This is a genomic window from Novosphingobium rosa NBRC 15208 (genome assembly GCF_001598555.1).
Classification (GTDB): domain Bacteria; phylum Pseudomonadota; class Alphaproteobacteria; order Sphingomonadales; family Sphingomonadaceae; genus Novosphingobium; species Novosphingobium rosa.
This window is the reverse complement of record NZ_BCZE01000005.1, coordinates 55,438-77,513: the sequence shown is the minus strand read 5'-3', so window position 1 is coordinate 77,513 and position 22,076 is coordinate 55,438. Positions and strand designations below refer to the sequence as shown.

The window sequence follows — 22,076 nt, the reverse complement described above, 5'->3', positions numbered from 1 at the left end:
CTGGGCCTCTCCCCATCGGGCCTGCGATACCCTATCTGGGGCCGATGCCCACCGACTCATCCGGCCCCAACATTCCAGCCAGCCCCAACCGCTTTCACGAGGATGCCGCCACGCGCCTGATCCGGGGCAGCGAGCATCCCGACCTCGACGCGGGCGTCGCCGCCATCCGCGAGGTGCTGGCGACGCTGCCCGCCCGCCCCGGCGTCTATCGCATGACCGATGCGCGCGGCGATGTGCTTTACGTGGGCAAGGCGCGGGCGCTGCGCAACCGCGTGGCGAATTACACGCAGGTCGACCGCCTGCCTTTGCGGCTGCAGCGCATGGTCTCGCAATGCCGGGGCATGACCATCATCACCACCAATTCGGAGGCCGAGGCGCTGCTGCTCGAAGCGCAGCTCATCAAGCGCTTTCGCCCGCCCTACAATGTGCTGCTGCGCGACGATAAGAGCTTCCCGTTTATTCTGCTGCGCACCGATCACGATTTTCCGCGCATTTCCAAGCATCGCGGCGCGCGCAAGGCGGTGGGCAATTATTACGGTCCCTTCGCCAGCGCCGGTTCGGTGAACACCACCATCAACGCGCTGCAAAAGCTGTTCCTGCTGCGCAGCTGCACCGACAGTTTTATGAGCCGCCGCGACCGGCCCTGCCTGCTGTACCAGATCAAGCGCTGCAGCGCGCCCTGCGTCGACCGCATCGACAAGGAGGGCTATGCCGATCTCGTGCGGCAGGCGCGCGATTTCCTCGGCGGCAAATCCAATGCGGTGCAGCGCGAGATCGAGGCCCAGATGGCGCAGGCCGCCGAAGATCTGGATTTCGAGCGCGCCGCCATGCTGCGCGACCGCCTGCGCGCCGCGACCTTCATTCAGGGTTCTCAGGCCATCCATGCCGAGGGCCTGCCCAATGCCGATATCTTCGCCATGGCGGTGAAGAGCGGCCAGATCGCCATTCAGGCCTTCTTTATCCGCGGCGGCCAGAACTGGGGCCACCGCGCCTTCTTCCCCACCCACACCGAGGGTCTGGAGGAGGCGGAGGTGATGCAAAGTTTCCTCGCGCAATTCTACGAGGAGGTGCCGCCCCCGCGCGTCATCCTGCTGGACCGCGAACTGCCCGAAAGCGACCTGCTGGCCGAGGCGCTGAAGGAAGGCGCGGGTGGCAAGGTGGACATCGCCATGCCCCAGCGCGGCGACCGCAAGCGTCTGGTGGAGCAGGCCACCCGCAACGCCGTCGAGGCGCTCGACCGCCGCGCCGCCGAAACCGGCACCAAGGCGAAAATCTGGCGCGAGATGACCGAATTCCTCGATCTGCCGGAAGTGCCCCAGCGCGTCGAAGTCTATGATAACAGCCACATCCAGGGCGCCCATGCCCTTGGCGCGATGATCGTCGCCGGGCCGGAAGGTTTCATCAAGGGCCAGTACCGCAAGTGGAACATCAAGCAGGCCGAGACCAACGACGATTTCGGCATGATGCGCGAAGTTCTCGCCCGCCGCTTCGGCCGCGTGATGGAGGAAGACCCCGAGCGTGACAAAGGCCTGTGGCCCGACCTGATCCTGATCGACGGCGGCAAGGGCCAGCTCAGCGCCGTGATGGAGGTGGTGAACGAGCTGGGCGTGGAAGACGTGGCGATCATCGGCATCGCCAAGGGCCCCCACCATGGCCGCGACGGGCGCGAGGTCTTCCACTTCCCCGATGGCCGCGAGAAGATGCTGCCGGTGAATTCGCCCGTGCTGTTCCACCTGCAGCGTTTGCGCGACGAGGTTCACCGCTTCGTGATCGGCGCGCACCGCGACAAGCGTTCCCGCGCGATCACGGCGTCTCCACTGGACGAGATCCCCGGTATCGGCCCGGCCCGTAAGCGCGCGCTGCTGCTGCATTTCGGCACGGCGAGCCGGGTGCGGGCGGCGGCTCTGGACGATCTGATGCGGGCGCCGGGCGTGTCTGAAGCGGTGGCGCGGACGGTGTATGATTTTTACCATCCGGGGGGGTGAAGAAAAGAAAGATGCGAGGGCCATCGCCCTCGCGCTCCCTTTAATGTCTACGCTGCGCTTTGGGTTCGGCCAAAGAGCAACCTCGCTGCGCCGCAGGCAGCAAGTGTTTAAAGCCTGCGGCGCTTTAAGTGGTGCAGGTGGAGAGCCGGGGCGCTCCATTTCGGCGCCATTGCCCTATCGTCGGAAGACGGCATGGGAGCGCGAGGGGGTAACCCCCTCGCATCTTCCTACTTCCATTCTTCCTGCCGCTCCCTTTTCACAATTTCCCTGAACAGCCTCCGACGCAACGCCCCGCCGATCCCGATGGACACCCGCCCCACGGCGCGGCGTTCTCGCCAGATATGGTCGATCATGGGGTGGTCGGCGGAGGCGCAGCTGTCGCAAGCCTCGATGGCCTTGTCGTCCAGCAGCGCCAGATTTTCCCGCTGCAGCAGCACGCCGGGCGAGAACCGCGAGAGGCCTTCATCGAAGGCGGTCTTGTAGCTGAAGCCCATGGGCGGCGTCAGCAGATTGGCGAGCATGGCAATGGGCCGCCCGTCCAGCACCAGCGCCAGCCTTTCAAGGCGCCCGGCCTGCACCGCGCCGGTCATGGCCTCCCGGAAGAGGGTGGCGGTGTCGGGGCGGCAGGCCAGCGCCGAACCGGCCTTGCCTTTCCATCCGGCGGCTTCGAGCGTCAGGAATTGCTCGATCCAGATGGACAGGTCGGTGGCATCGCGATGGCGCTCCACAGTCAACGCACCGGTTTCCGACAGGCGCGCGTGCTGGCGGCGCAGTTCCTTGCGCTTCTTGCCCGACATGGACGCCTCCAGATAAGCCTCGGGCGAGAGGGCGGAGGACAGCATCGCGCGCTCTTCCCGCCAGACCAGACCGTAGGGGCGATCGGCCACCACCGCACGCAGCGCATCGGCCAAGGCGCCGTTCAAGGGAAGGTCGGCCAGGTGAAGGAACAGGCCCAGCCCGGCATGCCTGTCCGCATGGTCCAGCATGGCCGTCCAGAAGGCCTCTTCCGCGCCGCGCGCCACCAGCGGCGCTCCGAGGAAGCTGTTGGGATGGGTCCAGCCCGCCAGATGAGGGATCGGGCGGCCATAATAGGATCGGGCGCTCTCCATCGGCAGCAGCCCGATCAAGCTCCCGTTGCGCTCAAGGCACCACACCTTCACCCGCGGCGGCTGTAAGGCGCGCAGCGAGGGCAACAGATACCAGCTTTCGAGGAAGGGGTTGGGCTCGGTGGCCTGCCGGGCGAGGGCATCCCAGCGGGCGATGGCCTCGGGGTGTTCCATCTCCCGCCAGTCCACGGCGCGCAGGGTGGCGCCTTGCGCATGATCCGATGCTGGGTGAGGCGGGGCAAGCAAGAAAAACGTCTCCATCGGTGCGACGTGCCGATGGAGACGCCTTAGCAGTTGATCCGCGAAAGAATAACTAACGCGGACAAGGTGTTTTTCATCCTGCGGTGGCTTGACCGGCCAATGCGGCGAGCAGCAGCAGGGCGACGATGTTGGTGATCTTGATCATGGGGTTGACGGCGGGCCCTGCGGTGTCCTTGTAGGGGTCGCCCACGGTGTCGCCGGTCACCGCGGCCTTGTGGGCTTCGGAGCCCTTGCCGCCGTGGTGGCCGTCCTCGATGTATTTCTTGGCATTGTCCCAGGCGCCGCCGCCGCTGGTCATGGAGAGGGCCACGAACAGCCCGCCCACGATCACCCCCAGCAGCAGCGCGCCCAGAGCGGCAAAGCCGTTCTCACGCCCGGCCACGGCGGTGATCACGCCATAGACCACCACCGGCGCCAGCACCGGCAGCAGCGAGGGCAGCACCATTTCCTTGATTGCGGCGCGCGTCACCAGATCGACGGTGCGCGCGTAATTGGGCCGCGATGTGCCCGCCATGATGCCGGGATCTTGCGCGAACTGGTTGCGCACATCCAGCACCACATCGCCTGCCGCGCGGCCCACCGCCGTCATGCCCATCGCGCCGAAGAGATAGGGCAGCAACCCGCCCAAAAGCAGGCCGACGATCACATAGGGGTTCTCCAGACTGAAATCGACATGCAGCCCGGGGAAGAACTCCCGCAAGTCGGTGGTGTAGGCGGCGAACAGCACCAGCGCCGCCAGCCCTGCCGAGCCGATGGCATAACCCTTGGTCACGGCCTTGGTGGTGTTGCCCACCGCGTCCAGAGCGTCGGTCCTTTCGCGCACGCTGTCGTCCAGACCGGCCATTTCGGCGATGCCGCCCGCATTGTCGGTGACGGGGCCGTAAGCGTCGAGCGCCACCACCATGCCCGCCAGCGCCAGCATCGATGTGGCGGCATAGGCGATGCCGATCAGCCCGGCGAGCTGGTAGGCAAAGATGATTCCGGCCACGATGACCAGCGTGGGCAGGGCGGTCGCCTCAAGGCTGATCGCCAGGCCCTGGATCACATTGGTACCATGCCCGGTTTCCGAAGCCTTGGCGATGGAGCGCACCGGGCGATAGCCCGTGCCGGTGTAATATTCGGTGATCCAGATGATGAGGCCCGTGATGACCAGCCCCAGCAGCGCGCAATGGAACAGCGCCTGCCCGGTCAAACTTTGGCCGGGCAGCGTGCCGGTGCCCAGCGGCGTGGTCATCTCGCCCGCCACATCGCCGACCACCGAGGCGATCGCCAGCCAGATCGCGGGGATGGAGAGCACGGCGGTGACGCCAAAGCCCTTGTACATCGCCCCCATGATATTACGCGATTTGCCGAGGCGCACGAAATAGGTGCCGATGATCGAGGTGAGAATGCACACGCCGCCGATCAGCAGCGGCAGGCTCATCAGCGGGAGCAGCAGCGCGGGTTGATCGCGGAAATGCAGCGCCGTCAGCACCATGGTGGCGCCGATGGTGACGACATAGGTCTCGAAAAGGTCGGCGGCCATGCCGGCGCAGTCGCCCACATTGTCCCCCACATTGTCGGCGATGACGGCGGGGTTGCGCGGGTCGTCCTCGGGGATGCCGGCCTCCACCTTGCCGACCAGATCGGCGCCGACATCCGCCGCCTTGGTGAAAATCCCCCCGCCCAGACGCGCGAAGATCGAGACCAGCGAGGCGCCCAGAGCCAGCGCCGTCAGCGCGGTGACCACGGTGCGGTCGCCCGGCGCATGCCCGGCAGGCCCGGTGAGATACCAGAAGAAACCCGCGATCGCGAGCAGGGCGAGGCCCGCCACCAGCATGCCGGTGATGGCCCCGGCGCGAAAGGCGAGCGTCAGCCCGCTTTGCAGCCCGTGCTGCGCGGCGGCGGCGGTGCGCAGGTTGGACCTCACCGACACATGCATGCCGATAAAGCCCGCCGCGCCAGACAGCACCGCGCCCAGCACAAAGCCGATGCCCGATACCACGCCCAGCGCCACCGTCACGATGATCGCCACGATCACCCCGACCACGGCGATGGTGGAATATTGCCGCTTGAGATAGGCCTGCGCGCCCTCCTGAATGGCGGCGGCGATGTCGCGCATTTTCTCGCTGCCGGTGGGCGCGGACAAGACCTGCCGCGCGGTGACAATGCCATATAAAATAGCCAGGGCCCCAAAGGCGATGGCGGTGGCGATCGGACTCATCAAGCCGCTCCCCTCTCTTCCATGGCGCACAATTGCGCCGTGCCCGCCTGTTTGTTGCCCTCTGTTCTATCGTGCGGGGCGAAGACGGTGCGGTGCGATCATAGTGGAGAGGGTGGTTTCGGCAAAGAAAACTTTGACCAATATGGGGAATTTCGGAGAAGTCGCGGAGGCTGCTCTTGTTGCGATGCGATAAGAAAAGCGTGGAATTTTCGACTTGTCTTTTCGATCAGATGCTTGGCTTTGCGGCGCTGCAACTTGGGAAGGGCTGGTTAACCTTCGTGCTGCCAGCCCAGATGACTGGCATCGGCCAGCAATCGCCCGTCGAGCATCAGCGGAGCATCCTGCCAGACCCTGACCGTGCCAATATGATACGCGGCGACCGGCGGCACGGTCCCTTCGGGCAAGGTGAAAAGCAGTTGATAATCATCGCCCCAGCGCAGGGCTTCATCGCGGCGATGTTCAGGCGCGGCAAGGGGCACGGCGGCGCTGTCGATGGCGAGCGTTGCGCCGCTGGCGGTGCCCATGCGATGCGCGTCGAGCAGCAGGCCATCCGACACATCCATCATCGCGGTCACCAGCGGGGCCAGTGCCTGACCCTGCGCCAACAGGGCATCCGGGCGACGGTAGGGCAGGCTGAGCGCCGGATCGTGATCCTTGCTCTGCAGGGCTTCCAGCCCGATCATCGCCGCGCCGACGGCTCCGGTGATCCACACGCCATCGCCCACCTGAGCCCCGCCGCGCGACGGCACCGGGCGATGGGTGGCGCGACCAATCGCCGTCAGCCCCAGCGTGCGCGGGCCTTGCGCCGTGATCGTGTCGCCGCCCAGCAGCGGCACATCGTAATGGCGCAAGGCCTCACCCAGACCGTCGAGGAAGCGGTCATCGTCGCGGCCCAGCGTATAGCCGATCAGCACGCCCAGCGGCTGCGCGCCCTTGGCGGCCAGATCGGAGAGATTGGTGGCCACCAGGCGCCAGGCGACATCGGCCATGTCCTGCTCGGGCAGGTAATGCACGCCCTGCGCCAGCGCGTCATGGGTGAGGATCAGCGTTTCGGCGCCCACCTCCAGCACCGCGCAATCGTCATTGAGCCCGCGCGCGGCAGGGTGGCTGGCCAGATCCCGAAGGCGGGCGATGAAAGCTAACTCGCCCGCCATGGGAGATCAGCGGACCGACTTGCCCACCGCGTCCAGCACGCCGTTCACGAATTTGGCGTCGCGCTCTTCGAAGAAGGCGTGGGCGACATCGACATATTCGTTGATGACCGTGCCGATGGCGATGTCATCGCGCGCGATCAGTTCGTAGACGCCCGCGCGCAGCAGCTGCAGCATGGTCTTGTCGAGGCGCTCCAGCTTCCAGCCCTCGGCCAGCTTGGCCGACAGCGCCGCGTCGATCTCGCCGATGCGCGCCACGGTGCCCTTGACCACATCGTCGAAATGGATGCGGTCGGCGTCGATGAACTGGATGTCCTCGATCTCGGCGCCCAGACGGTGGCGGTGGAACTCGTCCAGCAGCGTGGCCATCGGCGTGGCCTCCATCTCATGCTGGTACAGCGCCTGAACGGCCGCCAGACGGGCGGCGGCGCGGGCGCGGTTGCGGGGCGTTTGGTGTTCTCTGCTCATAAAGTCCTCACTTCCCCAGCCTGATGCTGACCGAACGGCCATGGGCGGGCAGGCCCTCGGCGTCGGCCAGTGCCACGGCGGCGGGGCCAATCTTGTGCAGGGCCGCTTCGTCGAGCTGGATAAAGCTGGTGCGCTTCATGAAATCCAGCACCGAAAGGCCCGAGGCGAAACGGGCGCGCCGCCCGGTGGGCAGCACATGGTTGGGGCCGGCGACGTAATCGCCCACGGCCTCTGGCGTATGACGCCCAAGGAAGATCGAACCGGCATGGCGGATCTGCGCGAAGATCGCCTGCGGATCGTCGGTGGCGATTTCCACATGCTCGGCGGCCAGAGCATTGGCCAGAGCAGGGGCTTCGGCCAGCAGATCGCGCACGGTGATGATGAGGCCGTGGGTTTCCCAGCTGGCGCGGGCGGCTTCCTGCGTGGCCAGCTGCTTCAGCTCGGCCTCCACAGCCTGCGCCACGGCTTCGGCAAAAGCGGCATCGTCGGTGATGAGGATCGACTGGGCGGCGGGATCATGCTCGGCCTGGCTCAGCAGGTCGACGGCGATCCAGCGGGGATCGTTCTTGGCATCGGCGATCACGAGGATTTCCGAAGGCCCGGCGACCATATCGATGCCCACCACGCCGTAAAGCTGGCGCTTGGCCTCGGCCACCCAGGCGTTGCCGGGGCCGGTGATGACGTCCACCGGCTTGATGCGATCCGTGCCATAGGCCAGCGCGGCCACGGCCTGAGCCCCGCCGACGCGCCAGATTTCATCGACGCCCGCGATATGCGCGGCGGCCATCACCAGCGGGTTGATCTCCCCGCCCGGCGTCGGCGTGGTGACGACAAGGCGCTCGACCCCCGCCACCTTGGCCGGAATGGCGTTCATCAGCAGCGAGGAGGGATAGGCCGCGCGGCCACCCGGCACATAGAGTCCCGCCGCATCCACCGCGCGCCATACCGCGCCAAGGCGCACGCCCTGCGCATCGGTGTAATCACGGTTTTCGGGCAATTGGGCCGCGTGATAGGCGCGGATACGCTCGGCGGCGGTTTCCAGAGCCTCGCGCAGATCCGGTGCCAGCGCTTCGTAAGCTTCGCGGCAGGCCTCGGCATCGATGCGCCAGTCGGCCTCGGTGACCAGCGGATGGCGGTCGAACTTGCCGGTGAGTTCGGCCAGCACGTCATCGCCACGCGCGCGCACATCGGCCAGAATTTGCGTGACCAGCGCGCTGACATCGCCATCGCTCTCGCGCCGGTTGGCGACCTGAGCGGAAAAAGCCTCGGCGAAACCGGCCTCCTGCGTGTCGAGCCGGATCATGCCGGAACCTTCTGCGCCACCAGCGCGCGGAAACGGTCCACCAGATCGCCCACGCGCGGATCGGTCTTGAGCGCCGCGCGGTTGACGATCAGCCGCGCTGAAATCGTCATGATCTGGCTGGTTTCCACCAGACCATTGTCTTTCAGCGTCTTGCCCGTCGAGACCAGATCGACGATCCGGCTCGCCAGACCCAGACCGGGGGCCAGCTCCATCGCGCCGTTCAGCTTGACGACCTCGGCCTGAATGCCGATGCGCTCGAAATGCTGGCGAGTCAGATTGGGGTACTTGCTGGCGACACGCAGATGGCTGGCGGTGGCGTCATCCGGGTTGCGCTCGACCGGCTCGGCGACTGAAAGGCGGCAGTGCCCGATGTCCAGGTCGACCGGCGCATACAGGTCGGCATAGGCGAACTCATCCACCACATCGCTGCCCACGATGCCCGCCTGCGCGGCGCCATGCGCCACGAAGGTCGCCACGTCGAAAGCGCGCACGCGGATCAGGCGCATGTCGCTGTCCTCGCAGGCGAACGACAGCGCGCGGCACTTGGGATTATGGAACTCGGCCTCGGGCACGACACCGGCGCGCGCCATCAGAGGCAGGGCCTCCTCCAGAATGCGGCCCTTGGGAATGGCGAAGGTGAGCGGTTTGGCGGATGTGGACATAGGCCGCGCCTTAAGCCGTGGGCGTGAAAAGGGCAACCGCCCGCGATGCGATGATGGTGATCGGGTTTGGGGCAGGGAGGTTTGCAGGAAGAGAAATGCGAGGGGGTTACCCCCTCGCGCTCCCATAACGTCTTCCGACGAGATGGCGGGGGCGCCGCATCGTAGCGCCCAATCTCTCCACCAGCGCCATGGTAGGGCGCCGCAGGCACCAATTCCTGCCTGCGGCGCGGCAAACTGGGCGCAAGGCCGAACCCTTGGCGCAACGTAGACATTAAAGGGAGCGCGAGGGCGATGGCCCTCGCATTTATTCTTCCTTTAAAAACCCTTCCAGAACTTCATTCACCTGCCCCGCCCCGGCCCAGGGCGAAAAATGCCCCACCCCCGGCAGACGGGCGATCCGCAGATCGGGGCAGATGTCCTCCAGTCCATCCAGACAGGCGGGCAGCAGATCGCGATCCTCCATCCCCCAGATCACCTGCACGGGCATGGGCAGCGCGGCGGGCAGGACGGCAAGCGCGGGCTGATCCCCGGTTGGCACCACGATCGGGCTGGCGCGATACCAGTTGACCATGGCGCGGGCCGCATCGCCATCCTGCCAGCGGGTGAGCAGATGGGCGCGTTCCTCGGGCTCCATGGCGGCCAGAGCGCCCTTGCCGAACAGGCGCAGCAGGGTTGGGGTGAGGCCCTTGGCGGCCAGATCATCGTCGATAGCCGGATCGCGCAGGGCGGTGATATAGGCGGAGGCTTGGCGCTGCTCGGCACTGGTCCGGAGCAGGCGCTGGAACAGGGCGGGATGCGGCGCATTGGCGATGGCGAGTTTGGCGATCCGCTCGGGCGCGGTGTGCGCCGCCAGCCATGCCACCACGCCGCCCCAGTCGTGGCCGATCAGGGTGAAGCGCCCCACACCCAGAGCATCGGCCAGAGCCAGCACATCCTCGACCAGCTTTTCGGGGGCATAATCCGCCACCTCGGCAGGTTTGGACGAGGCGCCATAGCCGCGCTGATCCGGGGCGATGCAGCGGTAACGGGGCGCGAAATGCGCGATCTGGTGCCGCCATGTCCGCCAGCTTTCGGGAAAGCCGTGGAGGAAGATCAGCGCGGGGGCATCCTCTGGGCCGGCCTCGCAGACCTCCAGCGTCACGCCGGAGTGCATCGCCACCGGGCGAGGATCGGGCAGGGCGATCACGCGGGGACCAGCCCGACTTCAACCAAAAGGTCTGACAGGTCTTCGGGATAGATCACCTCAGGCCAGCCGGGGATTTCGGCAGGCGTGAACCAGCGGTGTTCCAGCATCAGGGCCTGTTCGCTGGCGGTCAGGGCATGAGGGCTGATCTCGGGATCGGAAACGCGCACGATGTAATAGCGCTCCTCGCCGGTGACCTCTTCGCCATCGAAGGTGACGAAATCGCAGCCGCGACGCGCGACTTCCGGGCCGGGATCACTGTCGATGCCGGTTTCTTCCAGAAGCTCGCGGCGGGCGGCATCGTCGAAACTTTCGCCCGCATCGCATTCGCCGCCCGGCGTGGCCCACAGCGGCGGCCGGTCCGAGGGCGTGAAGCGGAACAGCAGCACGCGGCCCAGATCATCCATCAGCAGGATGCGCGCGGCGGGGCGAATGCGGCGGGGCACGGGTTACTCCCCCGGAGCGGTGGCGCGGATCGCCAGAGCGTGCACGCGCTGGCCGGGAATGTCGCCCAGCGCGCGGTTGACCATGCGCTGGCGCATCACGCGGTTCACGCCGGCGAAGGATGCGCTCTCGATCTCGACGGTGAAATGCGATTCGCCGGTGCCGTCGTCGCCCATATGGCCGGCGTGAGAGGCCGAATCATTGATGACCTCCAGCCGGGCGGGGGCGAAGGCTTCGGTCAGCAGCTGGTGGATTTCTGCGGCGAGGGGGCCGGTGGGGGCGATGGATGGGGTCTGGGTCATGTTATGCTTCTTACACCCTTTTCATCCCGTTCGTCCTGCAAAGACACTTTTCTTGGCGCGCATTGCGCGCCATGGGGGAAGCCTGATGAAACATGATCGCTTCCATGGGCGGGTCAAGGGGCACGCCCGCCCCTGCGACTGGCCTGACTGCCCCAATCAGGGGGAATTCCGCGCGCCCGGCCTGCGCCCCTCGGGCTTTGACGGGCCGGGCGATTACCGCTGGTTCTGTCTGGACCATATCCGCGCCTTCAACGCGGGCTACGACTATTTCGAGGGCATGAGCGCCGAGGAAATCTGGCAGGCGCAATCCCCGATCCACGGCTGGGCCAGCGAGCAGCGCGCCTTCCGCCCCACCGCAGGCGTGGACGACGCCCCGCGCTGGGCCGATTACGCCGATCCGCTCGAAGCCATCGCGGCGCGGGCACGCGGCTTTGCCAAGGCGCGCCATGCGCAGGCCAACCCCGCGCAGCGCGCCGATGGCCGCCCCGTCACGCCTGACGAACGCCGCGCGCTGGAACTGCTGGAGCTGGACATCGATGCCGACCGGCGGCAGCTGCGCTCGCGCTATTCCGATCTGGTCCATCGCTATCACCCGGACCGCAATGGCGGCGACCGCAGCCACGAAGCCAAGCTGCAGCAGGTGGTGGAAGCCTACCAACTGCTACGCAAGGCAGCGGCTTTCAGCTAGCCGCTTCGCAGGGTTATCCGGCTTCGCAAAGGGCCGCCAACTGCTCGGCGCAGGCGGTCCAGCCCTGAACGAAGCCCATGTCCTGATGCTGGCGCATGGCCTCTTCGGTCCAGTGGCGGGCGCTGGCGGTGTAGCGGGTGCCGCTGCCTTCGGGCGCGATGCTCCAGATGCCGATCATGAAGGGGCCGGTGGGCTCCAGATCGCCGGTGATCGCGTCGGTGACGGCGAAGCGCTTGCCCTCCTCATAGGCGAGATAGATGCCGCGATGCTGCATCACCTCGCCATCGGGGCCGTGCATCACCATATCGCAGACTCCGCCCGGGCGCCGGTCCTGCGCGGTGATGATGGCGCGCCATGGCCTGGGGCACCACCATTCCTCCTGCCGGTTGACCATCACATCCCACACCACCTCGGGCGATGCGGCGATCAGGCGGTTGATCGACAGTTCATTCATCAGGCTTCTCCGCGCCGCGCGGCTTCGATGGCGGCGATATCGATTTTCACCATGGTCTGCATGGCCGCAAAAACGCGAGCCCGCGCATCGGGATCGGGATCGGACATGCCTTCGCTCAGAGCCCGGGGCACGATCTGCCAGCGCAGGCCCCAGCGGTCCTTGCACCATGAGCAGGCGATGCCCTGTCCGCCCCCGGCAGTCAGGGCGTCCCAATAACGGTCGGTCTCTTCCTGTGTTTCGGTGGCAATCTGGAAGGAGAAGGCCTCGCTGTGCCGGGTCTGGCCGCCGCCGTTGAGGCCGGTGCAACTCACGCCCATCAGCGTGAAGGCCACCATCAGCACATCGCCCTTTTTGCCGCCGGGATAATCGGCGGGCGAGCGATGGACGGCATCGAGCGAACTGTCCGGAAACAGATCGGTGTAGAAGCGGGCGGCCGGTTCGGCGCCGCCCTCAAGCGCCGTGTCGAACCACAGGCAGGCGGTGATCTTGCTCATGCCATATCCTTTGGCATCAGGTCGTTGTCGATGGCCTTGGCGTCCTTGTAGGCAGGGCGCTCCATCAGGCGGGCGGCATAGGCGACGAAGCTGTCATGGCGGGGCAGGGTCTTGAAGCCCAGCCCCCACAGCACCTGGCTGCCGACATAGACATCCGCCATGGTGAAGCGCCCGCCCGCCACGAAATCATGGCGCTCGAAATGGCCCGCCAGCGTGTCCGCCATCAGATCGTAGCTGCCGAAGCCTGCCGAGCGGGTTTGCTTCTCATTGGGCTCGAAACCGAAGGCGCGGGCGGTGATGGCCTGCTCCACCGGACCGGCCGCGAAGAACAGCCAGCGGTAGTAGGCGGCGCGTTCTTGCGCGGTGGGGGCCAGACCCGCCTCGGGGTGGGCTTCGGCCAGATAGGCGCAGATCGCCGCGCATTCGGTGATGACCGCATCGCCGCCCCTGTCATGTTCTGCGCCGTGATGGATCAGCGTGGGCAGCTTGCCCATCGAATTGGCCGCCAGCAGGGCCTCCGGCTTGGGCTCGCCATAGCCGACGATCACCTGATCGTAGGTTGCGCCAGCCTCATGCAGGGCCCAGCGCGCGATCTGCCCGCGCGACATCGGGTTGGTGAAGAAGGTGTAATCGGCCATGTCCCTGTCCCCCACGCCTCAATCCTCCACCGGGTCCGCGCCGCCCACCAGCGCGAAAGCCGCGCCCTGCGGATCGACGCCGACCAGAATCCAGTCCCCGCCCGGCACCTCCATCGGCCCATGCACCACCTGACCGCCATGCTCTTCGACAGCGGCCTTGGCGGCGGGAATGCTGACCACGCGGAAATAGTGATTCCAGTGCGGCGGGGGCGATTGCGGCGGGCTGGTCATGATCGCGCCGAGCGTCACCTCGCCCTTGCCGATGAACTGATAGGTGCCAAAGCCGCCCATATCCATCGAGCCGGGCAGCGACCAGCCGAACAGCTCGGTGTAGAAACCCACCGCGCCAGCCTGATCGGAGGTATGCAGCTCGTTCCAGCCGCAACGCCCGACCTGCGTGGGCGAGAAAGCGGTGCTCTTCGCACCATCGGGGCGGGGCGTGGGCGCCATGATGTAGAAAGGCGCGCCCCACGGGTCCATGACCATCGCCATGGTGCCGACATCCAGCGTGGTGGCGGGCATCAGCACGCGCCCGCCGCGCTTCTCGATGGCCTCCAGCGTGGCGGCGCAATCCTCGACGCTGACATAACCCAGCCACATGCTGCGCGCGCCCTGCGCCTTCATCTCGGCGGTGATGGTCAGCATGCCGCCCACCATCGGGCCGTCCTCTGCAGTGATCATGGCATAGGCGGTGTCCGGCTCGCTCATGGGCATGGCGTCGAGCGTGACCGACCAGCCGACCACCGCTTCGTAAAACGCCTTGGCGGCATGAGGATCATCGGCCAGCAGTTCGTACCAGATCCAGTTACCCTGAAGATCGCTCATGATATGTCTCCCCCGAGAGTACGCCTTTGAGTCGTCATAAGGCCGATGGTGACAGTCTGGCCGCCGATGGCAACCATCATCACAACCATCCGCTAAGACCAAAGTTGCCTGAAACACGCTTCAAAGATGTTGCAGCCGCGAGGATCGGCGGTTAACCCGAAAACACGATGACGCAGATTCTGAACCTTCAGCCCGACAGTGCCTCCTCCACGGTCATGGCCGCCCCCGACAAAACCGTCGATGTGCGCGAGACCTTTGGCATCGATATCGACATGCAGGTGCCCGCCTTCTCGGTGGCGGACGAGCGCGTGCCGGACCGCGACGACTCCTATGTCTTCGATCCCGATACCACGCTGGCGATTCTGGCAGGCTTTGCCTTCAACCGCCGCGTGATGGTGCAGGGCTACCACGGCACCGGCAAATCGAGCCATGTCGAGCAGGTGGCCGCGCGCCTCAACTGGCCATGCATCCGCATCAACCTTGACGCGCACATCAGCCGTATCGACCTGATCGGCCGCGACGCCATCGTGCTGAAGGATGGCAAGCAGGTCACCGAATTCCGCGAAGGCCTGCTGCCCTGGGCGCTGCAGACCCCCACCGCGCTGGTCTTCGACGAATATGACGCCGGCCGCCCGGACGTGATGTTCGTGATCCAGCGCGTGCTGGAAACCGAGGGCAAGCTGACGCTGCTGGATCAGAACCGCGTGATCCGCCCCTCCAAGTGGTTCCGCCTGTTCGCCACGGCCAACACTGTGGGTCTGGGCGACACGAGCGGTCTGTATCACGGCACGCAGGCGATCAACCAGGGCCAGATGGACCGCTGGAACATCGTCGTCGGCCTGAACTACCTGCCCGCGCAGATCGAGAGCGAGATCGTCCTCAAAAAGGTCGATGGCGTGGCCGACAAGACCGTGGCCGATATGGTCAAGGTGGCCGATCTGACCCGCCGCGGCTTCATCAATGGCGATATCTCGACCGTGATGAGCCCGCGTACCGTCATCACATGGGCGCAGAACACCGCGATCTTCAAGGACATCGGTTTCGCGTTCCGGTTGTCGTTCCTCAACAAGTGCGACGAGACCGAGCGGGTGCTGGTGGCTGAATATTACCAGCGCGTGTTCGGCAAGGATCTGCCTGAGAGCGTTGTCGGCAAGGCTTAAGGGATTAGGGGAAAGTGCGAGGGCCATCGCCCTCGCGCTCCCGTTAATGTCTACGTTGCGCTTCGGGTTCGGCGTTGAGCCAAGGTTGCAGCGCCGCAGGCTTTAAAATTCTGGCCTATCGTAAGGGGCGCCGGGGCTTACTGCCTGCGGCGCCTTTCCGTTGTGCTGGTGGAGAGGTGAGGCGCTTGGTTTCGGTACCACTGCCGTATCGCCGGGAGACGTAAAGGGAGCGCGAGGGCGCCCCAGCTTGTCGCGTGCGACAAGCGCACGCTTATGGCCCTCGCTTTTTTCCTTTATTCTTCTCCCGGATAAAACGCCCGATCGAAATAGAGCCCATCCGAAGGCGCATTCAGCCCCAGAGCCTTGCGATCGCGCGCTTCCAGAGCTTCGGCCATCTGCTCAACCTTCCAGCGCCCGAGGCCGACCAGCGACAGGCACCCCACCATCGAGCGCACCTGATGGTGCAGATACGACCGCGCGGCGGTGTCCACGATCACCCAGTCGCCCTCGCGGCGGACGTTGAGGCTATCGAGCGTTTTCAAAGGGCTCTGCGCCTGACAGTGAACCGAGCGGAAGGTGGTGAAATCATGCCGCCCGACCAGAGCCTGCGCGGCTTCATGCATGGCTTGCGCGTCCAGCGGCTTCTGCACCTGCCATGCGCGGTTGGCGTCCAGCGTGAGCGGGGCGCGGCGGTTGGCGATGCGGTAGATGTAGCTGCGACCGATGCAGGAGAAGCGGGCGTGCCAGTCGCCGGGGACGATGCGGCAGTCGAGCACCGCGATGGGATCGGGGCGCAGGTGGAAGTTGAGGGCTTCCATCAGGCGGAAGGGGGCGATGTCTTTCTCGATATCGGCATGGGCGCGCATCTGGAGGGCGTGGACGCCCGCGTCGGTGCGCCCGGCGGCGAAGAGGATCGCGGATTGGCCGGTGACGCGCTCGATGGCTTCTTCCACGGCCTGTTGTACCGAGGGGCCGTGGGCCTGGCGTTGCAGGCCCATGAAGGGGGTGCCGTCGAACTCCAGCGTGAAGGCGAAACGGGTCATGAAAGCAGGGTGCCTGCGGGGAAGGGGCGTCCGCGCAGCAGATCGGTTGTGGCCATGGCGGGCTTGCCGGCGCGCTGGATCAGGGTGGGGCGGATGGCGTTCTGGCCGAAGGCGATGGTGAGGGTGTCGTCCAGTGTGGTGCCGGGGGTGCCGCTGGCATCGACCACTTCGGCGGCCAGCACCTTGTAGCGCTCGCCCTCGGCCTCGAAGAAGGCGCCGGGGGCGGGGTTGAAGGCCAGAATCTGGCGCAGCACCTGATCGGCAGAGGCGGTGAAATTCAGTTTTGCCTCAGCCTTGTCGATCTTGCTGGCGTAGGTGAGGCCTTCCTCCGGCTGCGCCACGGGCGGGAAGGCGGCAAGATCGGCCAGCACCTTTACGATCAGCTCCGCGCCCAGTCCGGCCAGTTCCACGGTCAGCGCCCCGGCGGTCTTGCCCGCCACGGGCGTGCGCATACTTGCCCTCACCGGGCCGGTGTCGAGGCCAGTTTCCATCTGCATGATGTCCACGCCGGTCTGCTCGTCTCCGGCCAGAATCGCGCGCTGGATCGGCGCGGCGCCCCGCCAGCGCGGCAGGATCGAGCCATGCAGGTTGAGGCAGCCGTGCGTGGGCGCCTCCAGCACGGCGCGGGGCAGCAGCAGGCCATAGGCGGCCACCACCGCCACATCGGCGTTCAAAGCCGCGAAGGCTGCCTTTTCATCCTCGCCTTTCAGCGAGAGCGGATGGCGCACCTCGATGCCCAGTTCCTCGGCGCGGCGGTGCACCGGGCCGGGGGTCAGTTCGCGGCCCCGGCGGCCACCCGGGCGCGGGGGCTGGGAATAGACCGCCACCACCTCATGCCCGGCCTCCACCAGCGCATTGAGTGCGGGCACGGCAAATTCGGGGGTTCCCATAAAGATGATGCGCATAGGTGGTCTCGGGCGTCTTTCGGTTTTGGTGCGGCTGCCCTATCTGGGGCGGCATGGCATCGCAAGAGATCGAGACATTGGCCGGCGCGCTTTCCCGCCTGCCCGGACTGGGCCCACGCAGCGCGCGGCGGGCCGTGCTGTGGCTGATCAAGCGGCGCGAAACCGCGCTGCCCGCGCTGATCGACGCGCTGGACGCGCTGAGCCAGCGGCTGACCGAATGCGAGGTCTGCGGCAATGTGGACACCGCCAGCCCCTGCGCGATCTGTGCCGATCCGCGCCGCGATGCGCGCCAGATCTGCGTGGTGGAGGAGGTGGCGGACCTCTGGGCGCTGGACCGGGCGCGGCTGTTCACCGGGCGCTATCATGTGCTGGGCGGGCGATTGTCGGCGCTGGACGGCGTGGCGCCCGAGGATCTGGCCATCGCGCCGCTGCTGGCGCGCGTGGAGGGCGGCGGCGTGGACGAGGTGGTGCTGGCCATGAACGCCACGCTGGAGGGGCAGACTACCGCCCATTATATCGCTGAACGATTGGAGGGCATGCCGGTGCGCGTCACCCAGCTGGCCCATGGCCTGCCGGTGGGGGGCGAGCTGGACTATCTGGACGAGGGCACGCTGGCTCAGGCTTTGCGGGCGCGGCGTCCGGTCGCCTGATCGTTTCGGGCATTTATCAAAATCGCTAAATTGGGCGGCTGGTGGCCTTGCGCGGCGGGCCAGCCGGGATTATCTGGCGCATTATGGCTATCCGACCGATCCTTGAAGCGCCCGATGCGCAGCTGAAGCAGATTTCCGCCCCCGTCACCGTGTTCGACGTCGAGCTTAAAACACTCGTCGATGACATGTTCGAGACGATGTATGACGCGCCGGGCATCGGCCTTGCCGCCATTCAGGTGGGCGTGCCCCTGCGCGTGGTGGTGGTCGATCTGCAGCCCGAAGATGAAGATGCCGAGCCGGAGGTGTGCACCGCGCATGGCGGCCATGAGCATACCCACCGCCCGCTGAAGAAAGAACCGCACATCTTCATCAATCCGGAGATTCTCAACCCTTCGGACGAGCTGTCGGTCTATCAGGAGGGCTGCCTTTCGGTGCCCGACATCTTCGCCGATGTGGAGCGCCCCGCCACCTGCCGCCTGCGCTGGCAGGATCTGGACGGCAAAGTGCATGAGCAGGATCTGGAAGGCCTGATGGCCACCTGCATCCAGCATGAGATCGATCACCTTGAGGGCATCCTCTTTATCGATCACCTCTCGCGCCTGAAGCGCCAGATGGCGCTCAAGAAGCTGGAAAAGGCGCGCAAGGCGGCTTGATCCTTTCGCGATAGGGGCCTAGGTTCTCGCTTCGTTCTGATGGAGTGAAGCGTGGATCTGGCTGTTGTCGCGATTGTTGCCCTTGTCGTGGGCCTTGGGCTGGGCTGGTTTCTGGGCCAGCGTCCCATCGCCGACTGGAAAGCGCGCCTCGCCGAACGTGACAAGGTTCTGGCGGAGCGGGAGCAGGCCCTGTCTGCGCTCGACGGCAATTTTCGCCGCGCCATCACCGATCTTGCCACCGCCAGTGAGCGGGCCTCACGGGCGGATGCGCTGGTCGCCGAGGTGGAACGGGCGCGCGCTCTGCTGCTGGACGCGCAGGGCGAGGTGGCGACCTTGCGCGCCAACGCCACCCATTTCGAGGAACAGAAGCGCCTGCTGCTCGAAGCACAGGACGCGCTGCGCCAGCAGTTCGAGGCCTCTGGCGCCCGCGTGCTGGCTCAGGCGCAAGAGGCGTTTCTGAACCGCGCCGAGGCCCGCTTCACCGAAAGCGAAAAGACCAGCGCCGAGCGGATCACGGCCGTGCTGGCGCCCGTCGGCGCGCGCCTGAAGGCCTATGAAGAGCAGGTGCAGGCGCTGGAAACCCGCCGCGTCGATGCCTTCGGCCAGCTGCTGGGCCAGATCGACCTGCTGCGCGCGGGGCAGGAAAAGGTGCGCGAGGAAGCTGCCCGCCTCGGCAACTCGCTGCGCAATGCTCCCAAGGCCCGCGGCCGCTGGGGCGAGCAGCAGCTGCGCAATGTGCTGGAGCAATGCGGCCTGTCCGAACACACCGATTTCGTCACCGAACATTCGGTCAACACGGAAGAAGGGCGACTGCGCCCCGACGCCATCGTCACCATCCCCGGCCAGAAGAAGCTGGTGATCGACGCCAAGGTCTCGCTCAACGCCTATCAGGAGGCCTTCGAGGCCAGCGATGACACGCTGCGCGAACTGGCGCTGAAGGGCCACGCCGCCTCGATGCGCAACCATATCCAGACGCTGGCCAGCAAAAGCTATCAGAGCCAGTTCGAGGACGCGCCGGACTATGTGCTGATGTTCGTCCCCGGCGAGCATTTCATCGCCGCCGCGCTGGAATATGACCCCGACATCTGGAACTTCGCCTTCGACCGCCGCGTGCTGCTGGCCAGCCCGACCAATCTGGTGGCGATCTGCCGCACTGTCGCGCAGGTCTGGCGCCAGGATGGTCTGGCGCGCGAGGCCAAGGAAATCGGCCGCATGGGCGGCGAACTCTATGACCGCCTCGCGGTGGCGGCGGAGCATCTCAAGCGTATGGGCGGCGGCTTGACCAGCGCGGTGGAGAATTACAACAAATTCGTCGGCAGCTTTGAGCGTAATGTGCTGTCCGCCGGGCGCCGCCTGCGGGACAAGCATATCGAAATCGGCAAGCGCGAGGTGGAGGATGTGCCTCTGGTGGAGGCTGCGCCGCGTTATGGGGATGTTGCGGCTCTGCCTTTGCCGGAAGAAGAGACTGGCGTTTAAAGGAAAAGAGGAAATGCGAGGGCCATCGCCCTCGCGCTCCCTTTACTTGTCGGCGTGGCGCCTTGGGTTCGGCCATGGAGCAATGCCGCCGCGCCGCAGGCTTTGGTTCGAAGGGGGCCTGCCTGCGGCGCTTTGCACGGCGCAGGTGGAGAGCCAGGGCGCACCATTTCGGTGCCACTGGCTTATCGTCGGAAGACGTTCCGGGAGCGCGAGGGGGTAACCCCCTCGCTTTTCCCTTACTTCCCTTCCAGCCCTGCCAGAACTTCATAAGCGAGCACCGCCCCGGCCACCGCAGCGTTCAGACTGTCCGCCCGGCCCTTCATCGGCATGGTCACCCGCAGATCGCAGGCCATTTCGTAATCCTCGGGAAGCCCGCGCGACTCATTGCCGACCATGATGAAGCACGGTCCGGCGTAAGGCGCGCCCCGATAGGGCACAGCTTCACGCAAAGATGCCGCCACCAACTGACCCTCGCCACCGCGCAGCCAGGGAAGGAATTCCTCCCAGCGGGCCTGCACCACGCGCTGCGTGAAAACAGCGCCCATGCTGGCGCGCACGGCTTCCACGCTGAAGGGGTCCACGCAATCGTCGATCAGGATCAGGCCGCCCGCGCCCACGGCATCGCCGGTGCGCAGCATGGTGCCCAGATTGCCGGGATCGCGCATCGCATGGGCCACCAGCCAGAGCGGCGCGGCATTGCGGTCCAGACCGGCGAGGCTGGTGTCGAATTCCGGGAAAACGCCGCAGACGGCCTGCGGATTGTCCTTGCCGGTGATCTTGCTGAGGATATCCTCGCTGGTTTCCACCACATCGCCGCCGGCGGCCAGAACGTCGCTTTCAAGCTGCTCAAGCAGGGGGTGCGGATCGCGGCCCTCGGCCATGATGAGCATTTCGGGCAGGCGGCCCATTTCGCGGGCGTCGGTCAGCAGGCGCAGGCCTTCGGTCAGGAATTTGCCCTCGCGGCGGCGATGCTTCTTGTCGCGCAGGCTCTTGAGGAACTTGACCGTGGGGTTGGAAAAGCCGGTGATCGTGCGGCGCATGAGCGGAATACAGCCTGTGATGAGCGGGAAACCCCGCCCATACCTGCCGATTGATGTTCTGTCGAATGAAGAGCTTCAGTCTTCCCCGAAGCCGTCCTTCACCAGCCCCGCAAGGCGGGACAGCGCGACATCGGCCTCTTCGCCCTTCACGATGATATCCACGCTGTCGCCGCGCGCCGCGCCCAGCATCATCAGGCCCAGGATCGAACCGCCACCGGCTTCGGCGCCTTCTTTCAGCACCTTTACGTCCAGCCCATCGGGCAGGGTGGCGACCATGTTCACGAATTTCGCGCTGGCCCGTGCATGCAGGCCCTTGGCGTTGACAATTTCGACGGTTTCCCGTGCTTCTCCCATGCGTTTCACCCTGCCGTTATATTTTAGAGCATCGTGCGAAAAAGTGGGCACCGGTTTTTCGCGGAAACGATGCGACACCAAAAACGCATCGCGCGAAAAATGGAGGCCGACTTTTCCGCAGAAACGATGCGATAATGAAAATCTGGCTCACAATGCGCGATTTTTCAATCACGCATTGTGTTTCAGGCGTCCTGACCCAGAAATTCCGACGCGATCGTGATATAATTGCGACCCGCATCGCGCGCGGCGGCCACGGCGCCCAGCACATCGGCGGATTTGCGCGCGCCGGCCAGGCGGATCAGCATGGGCAGGTTGATGCCCGCGATCACCTCGACCCGGCCCGCCTGCATCAGCGAGATCGCCAGATTGCTGGGGGTGCCGCCGAACAGGTCGGTCAGGATGATGGCGCCGTCGCCGGCATCGACCGCCTGAATCGCGTCGGCGATTTCGCGGCGCCGCTTTTCGACGTCATCGTTGGGGCCGATGCAGACCGTGGCGATGGCCTCCTGCCGGCCGACGACATGCTCCATCGCATGCACGAATTCTTCGGCCAGTTTGCCGTGAGTGACGAGGATCATGCCGATCATGCGGAAATTGCGCTCCGAAATTGGTTCCCGACCATCGTGTT

The 22,076-nt window shown here is 65.9% G+C and carries 24 protein-coding genes; 6 read left to right on the top strand and 18 right to left on the bottom strand.

Annotated elements, in window-relative coordinates; translation table 11 throughout:
• Nucleotides 1–44: 44 nt before the first annotated feature.
• Nucleotides 45–1,985 (top strand): excinuclease ABC subunit UvrC, encoded by a 1,941-nt coding sequence (uvrC, locus tag SR3_RS02400; protein WP_068080268.1) that lies wholly within the window; start codon nucleotides 45–47, stop codon nucleotides 1,983–1,985.
• A gap of 227 nt (nucleotides 1,986–2,212) precedes the next feature.
• Here uvrC and SR3_RS02395 read toward each other — a convergent pair whose 3' ends face one another.
• The 9 genes from SR3_RS02395 to SR3_RS02355 form a co-directional block, all read right to left on the bottom strand.
• Nucleotides 2,213–3,337 carry a GNAT family N-acetyltransferase gene (locus SR3_RS02395; RefSeq protein ID WP_245653736.1) on the bottom strand — a complete coding sequence of 375 codons (1,125 nt, stop codon included), beginning with the start codon at nucleotides 3,335–3,337 and terminating at the stop codon, nucleotides 2,213–2,215.
• An 88-nt stretch (nucleotides 3,338–3,425) separates the two neighbouring features.
• A complete protein-coding gene (locus SR3_RS02390) occupies nucleotides 3,426–5,555 on the bottom strand; it encodes a sodium-translocating pyrophosphatase (protein WP_068080264.1) in 2,130 nt (709 codons plus the stop codon).
• 269 nt (nucleotides 5,556–5,824) lie between these two features.
• The gene (gene thiL, locus SR3_RS02385; protein ID WP_068080262.1) at nucleotides 5,825–6,709 is read right to left on the bottom strand and encodes a thiamine-phosphate kinase; all 885 of its coding nucleotides are present in this window, start codon (nucleotides 6,707–6,709) and stop codon (nucleotides 5,825–5,827) included.
• A gap of 6 nt (nucleotides 6,710–6,715) precedes the next feature.
• Complete coding sequence (gene nusB / locus SR3_RS02380) at nucleotides 6,716–7,174, bottom strand: transcription antitermination factor NusB (protein WP_068080260.1); 459 nt, start codon at nucleotides 7,172–7,174, stop codon at nucleotides 6,716–6,718.
• A gap of 7 nt (nucleotides 7,175–7,181) precedes the next feature.
• Nucleotides 7,182–8,477, bottom strand: a complete 1,296-nt coding sequence (hisD, locus tag SR3_RS02375; RefSeq protein WP_068080258.1) for a histidinol dehydrogenase — start codon at nucleotides 8,475–8,477, stop codon at nucleotides 7,182–7,184.
• The gene (gene hisG, locus SR3_RS02370; protein WP_068080256.1) at nucleotides 8,474–9,139 is read right to left on the bottom strand and encodes an ATP phosphoribosyltransferase; all 666 of its coding nucleotides are present in this window, start codon (nucleotides 9,137–9,139) and stop codon (nucleotides 8,474–8,476) included. Before hisG ends, hisD begins: the two co-directional genes overlap by 4 nt.
• Before the next feature lie 304 nt (nucleotides 9,140–9,443).
• On the bottom strand, nucleotides 9,444–10,325 hold the full coding sequence (locus tag SR3_RS02365) for an alpha/beta fold hydrolase (RefSeq protein ID WP_245653735.1): 882 nt from the start codon (nucleotides 10,323–10,325) through the stop codon (nucleotides 9,444–9,446).
• On the bottom strand, nucleotides 10,322–10,768 hold the full coding sequence (locus tag SR3_RS02360) for an NUDIX hydrolase (protein WP_245653734.1): 447 nt from the start codon (nucleotides 10,766–10,768) through the stop codon (nucleotides 10,322–10,324). The genes SR3_RS02365 and SR3_RS02360 overlap by 4 nt, the downstream gene beginning before the upstream one ends.
• A gap of 3 nt (nucleotides 10,769–10,771) precedes the next feature.
• Nucleotides 10,772–11,068 (bottom strand): BolA family protein, encoded by a 297-nt coding sequence (locus tag SR3_RS02355; protein ID WP_068080254.1) that lies wholly within the window; start codon nucleotides 11,066–11,068, stop codon nucleotides 10,772–10,774.
• 85 nt (nucleotides 11,069–11,153) lie between these two features.
• Between SR3_RS02355 and SR3_RS02350 the strand changes: the two genes are divergently transcribed.
• Complete coding sequence (locus SR3_RS02350; protein WP_084454851.1) at nucleotides 11,154–11,756, top strand: J domain-containing protein; 603 nt, start codon at nucleotides 11,154–11,156, stop codon at nucleotides 11,754–11,756.
• A 13-nt stretch (nucleotides 11,757–11,769) separates the two neighbouring features.
• Here SR3_RS02350 and SR3_RS02345 read toward each other — a convergent pair whose 3' ends face one another.
• From SR3_RS02345 to SR3_RS02330, 4 genes are read right to left on the bottom strand one after another with little or no spacing between them, the layout of a single operon-like run.
• A complete protein-coding gene (locus SR3_RS02345; protein ID WP_068080252.1) occupies nucleotides 11,770–12,210 on the bottom strand; it encodes an SRPBCC domain-containing protein in 441 nt (146 codons plus the stop codon).
• On the bottom strand, nucleotides 12,210–12,704 hold the full coding sequence (locus SR3_RS02340) for a VOC family protein (protein WP_068080250.1): 495 nt from the start codon (nucleotides 12,702–12,704) through the stop codon (nucleotides 12,210–12,212). Before SR3_RS02340 ends, SR3_RS02345 begins: the two co-directional genes overlap by 1 nt.
• Nucleotides 12,701–13,342, bottom strand: coding sequence for a glutathione S-transferase family protein (locus SR3_RS02335; protein ID WP_068080248.1), 642 nt, complete (start codon nucleotides 13,340–13,342; stop codon nucleotides 12,701–12,703). Before SR3_RS02335 ends, SR3_RS02340 begins: the two co-directional genes overlap by 4 nt.
• 18 nt (nucleotides 13,343–13,360) lie before the next feature.
• On the bottom strand, nucleotides 13,361–14,167 hold the full coding sequence (locus SR3_RS02330; protein ID WP_068080246.1) for a VOC family protein: 807 nt from the start codon (nucleotides 14,165–14,167) through the stop codon (nucleotides 13,361–13,363).
• A gap of 167 nt (nucleotides 14,168–14,334) precedes the next feature.
• Between SR3_RS02330 and cobS the strand changes: the two genes are divergently transcribed.
• Nucleotides 14,335–15,327 (top strand): cobaltochelatase subunit CobS, encoded by a 993-nt coding sequence (cobS, locus tag SR3_RS02325; protein ID WP_068080244.1) that lies wholly within the window; start codon nucleotides 14,335–14,337, stop codon nucleotides 15,325–15,327.
• A 293-nt stretch (nucleotides 15,328–15,620) separates the two neighbouring features.
• Here cobS and truA read toward each other — a convergent pair whose 3' ends face one another.
• Together truA and fmt are read right to left on the bottom strand one after the other, a co-directional pair.
• A complete protein-coding gene (truA, locus tag SR3_RS02320; RefSeq protein ID WP_068080242.1) occupies nucleotides 15,621–16,370 on the bottom strand; it encodes a tRNA pseudouridine(38-40) synthase TruA in 750 nt (249 codons plus the stop codon).
• Nucleotides 16,367–17,275, bottom strand: coding sequence for a methionyl-tRNA formyltransferase (gene fmt / locus SR3_RS02315; protein ID WP_068080240.1), 909 nt, complete (start codon nucleotides 17,273–17,275; stop codon nucleotides 16,367–16,369). The genes truA and fmt overlap by 4 nt, the downstream gene beginning before the upstream one ends.
• A gap of 53 nt (nucleotides 17,276–17,328) precedes the next feature.
• Here fmt and recR point away from each other — a divergent pair, with 53 nt between their 5' ends.
• The 3 genes from recR (at nucleotide 17,329) to SR3_RS02300 (ending at nucleotide 20,054) form a co-directional block, all read left to right on the top strand.
• Nucleotides 17,329–17,925 (top strand): recombination mediator RecR, encoded by a 597-nt coding sequence (recR, locus tag SR3_RS02310; RefSeq protein WP_068080346.1) that lies wholly within the window; start codon nucleotides 17,329–17,331, stop codon nucleotides 17,923–17,925.
• Between the two features lie 83 nt (nucleotides 17,926–18,008).
• The gene (locus SR3_RS02305; protein WP_068080344.1) at nucleotides 18,009–18,578 is read left to right on the top strand and encodes a peptide deformylase; all 570 of its coding nucleotides are present in this window, start codon (nucleotides 18,009–18,011) and stop codon (nucleotides 18,576–18,578) included.
• 51 nt (nucleotides 18,579–18,629) lie between these two features.
• The gene (locus tag SR3_RS02300) at nucleotides 18,630–20,054 is read left to right on the top strand and encodes a DNA recombination protein RmuC (protein ID WP_068080238.1); all 1,425 of its coding nucleotides are present in this window, start codon (nucleotides 18,630–18,632) and stop codon (nucleotides 20,052–20,054) included.
• A gap of 236 nt (nucleotides 20,055–20,290) precedes the next feature.
• Here SR3_RS02300 and SR3_RS02295 read toward each other — a convergent pair whose 3' ends face one another.
• The 3 genes from SR3_RS02295 to SR3_RS02285 all read right to left on the bottom strand — a co-directional run bounded on the left by SR3_RS02295 (nucleotide 20,291) and on the right by SR3_RS02285 (nucleotide 22,035).
• Nucleotides 20,291–21,094 (bottom strand): TrmH family RNA methyltransferase, encoded by an 804-nt coding sequence (locus SR3_RS02295; protein ID WP_068080235.1) that lies wholly within the window; start codon nucleotides 21,092–21,094, stop codon nucleotides 20,291–20,293.
• A gap of 75 nt (nucleotides 21,095–21,169) precedes the next feature.
• Nucleotides 21,170–21,448, bottom strand: a complete 279-nt coding sequence (locus tag SR3_RS02290) for an HPr family phosphocarrier protein (RefSeq protein ID WP_068080233.1) — start codon at nucleotides 21,446–21,448, stop codon at nucleotides 21,170–21,172.
• A 182-nt stretch (nucleotides 21,449–21,630) separates the two neighbouring features.
• Nucleotides 21,631–22,035 (bottom strand): PTS sugar transporter subunit IIA, encoded by a 405-nt coding sequence (locus SR3_RS02285; RefSeq protein WP_068080231.1) that lies wholly within the window; start codon nucleotides 22,033–22,035, stop codon nucleotides 21,631–21,633.
• Nucleotides 22,036–22,076 lie beyond the last annotated feature (41 nt).

Excerpts from the sequence above, each read along its gene's own strand:
- uvrC (WP_068080268.1), top strand. The coding sequence starts at position 45 with ATGCCCACCGACTCATCCGGCCCCAACATTCCAGCCAGCCCCAACCGC.
- SR3_RS02390 (WP_068080264.1), bottom strand. The coding sequence starts at position 5,555 with ATGAGTCCGATCGCCACCGCCATCGCCTTTGGGGCCCTGGCTATTTTA.
- thiL (WP_068080262.1), bottom strand. The coding sequence starts at position 6,709 with ATGGCGGGCGAGTTAGCTTTCATCGCCCGCCTTCGGGATCTGGCCAGC.
- nusB (WP_068080260.1), bottom strand. The coding sequence starts at position 7,174 with ATGAGCAGAGAACACCAAACGCCCCGCAACCGCGCCCGCGCCGCCGCC.
- hisD (WP_068080258.1), bottom strand. The coding sequence starts at position 8,477 with ATGATCCGGCTCGACACGCAGGAGGCCGGTTTCGCCGAGGCTTTTTCC.
- hisG (WP_068080256.1), bottom strand. The coding sequence starts at position 9,139 with ATGTCCACATCCGCCAAACCGCTCACCTTCGCCATTCCCAAGGGCCGC.
- SR3_RS02355 (WP_068080254.1), bottom strand. The coding sequence starts at position 11,068 with ATGACCCAGACCCCATCCATCGCCCCCACCGGCCCCCTCGCCGCAGAA.
- SR3_RS02350 (WP_084454851.1), top strand. The coding sequence starts at position 11,154 with ATGAAACATGATCGCTTCCATGGGCGGGTCAAGGGGCACGCCCGCCCC.
- SR3_RS02345 (WP_068080252.1), bottom strand. The coding sequence starts at position 12,210 with ATGAATGAACTGTCGATCAACCGCCTGATCGCCGCATCGCCCGAGGTG.
- SR3_RS02340 (WP_068080250.1), bottom strand. The coding sequence starts at position 12,704 with ATGAGCAAGATCACCGCCTGCCTGTGGTTCGACACGGCGCTTGAGGGC.
- SR3_RS02335 (WP_068080248.1), bottom strand. The coding sequence starts at position 13,342 with ATGGCCGATTACACCTTCTTCACCAACCCGATGTCGCGCGGGCAGATC.
- SR3_RS02330 (WP_068080246.1), bottom strand. The coding sequence starts at position 14,167 with ATGAGCGATCTTCAGGGTAACTGGATCTGGTACGAACTGCTGGCCGAT.
- cobS (WP_068080244.1), top strand. The coding sequence starts at position 14,335 with ATGACGCAGATTCTGAACCTTCAGCCCGACAGTGCCTCCTCCACGGTC.
- truA (WP_068080242.1), bottom strand. The coding sequence starts at position 16,370 with ATGACCCGTTTCGCCTTCACGCTGGAGTTCGACGGCACCCCCTTCATG.
- fmt (WP_068080240.1), bottom strand. The coding sequence starts at position 17,275 with ATGCGCATCATCTTTATGGGAACCCCCGAATTTGCCGTGCCCGCACTC.
- recR (WP_068080346.1), top strand. The coding sequence starts at position 17,329 with ATGGCATCGCAAGAGATCGAGACATTGGCCGGCGCGCTTTCCCGCCTG.
- SR3_RS02305 (WP_068080344.1), top strand. The coding sequence starts at position 18,009 with ATGGCTATCCGACCGATCCTTGAAGCGCCCGATGCGCAGCTGAAGCAG.
- SR3_RS02295 (WP_068080235.1), bottom strand. The coding sequence starts at position 21,094 with ATGCGCCGCACGATCACCGGCTTTTCCAACCCCACGGTCAAGTTCCTC.
- SR3_RS02290 (WP_068080233.1), bottom strand. The coding sequence starts at position 21,448 with ATGGGAGAAGCACGGGAAACCGTCGAAATTGTCAACGCCAAGGGCCTG.
- SR3_RS02285 (WP_068080231.1), bottom strand. The coding sequence starts at position 22,035 with ATGATCGGCATGATCCTCGTCACTCACGGCAAACTGGCCGAAGAATTC.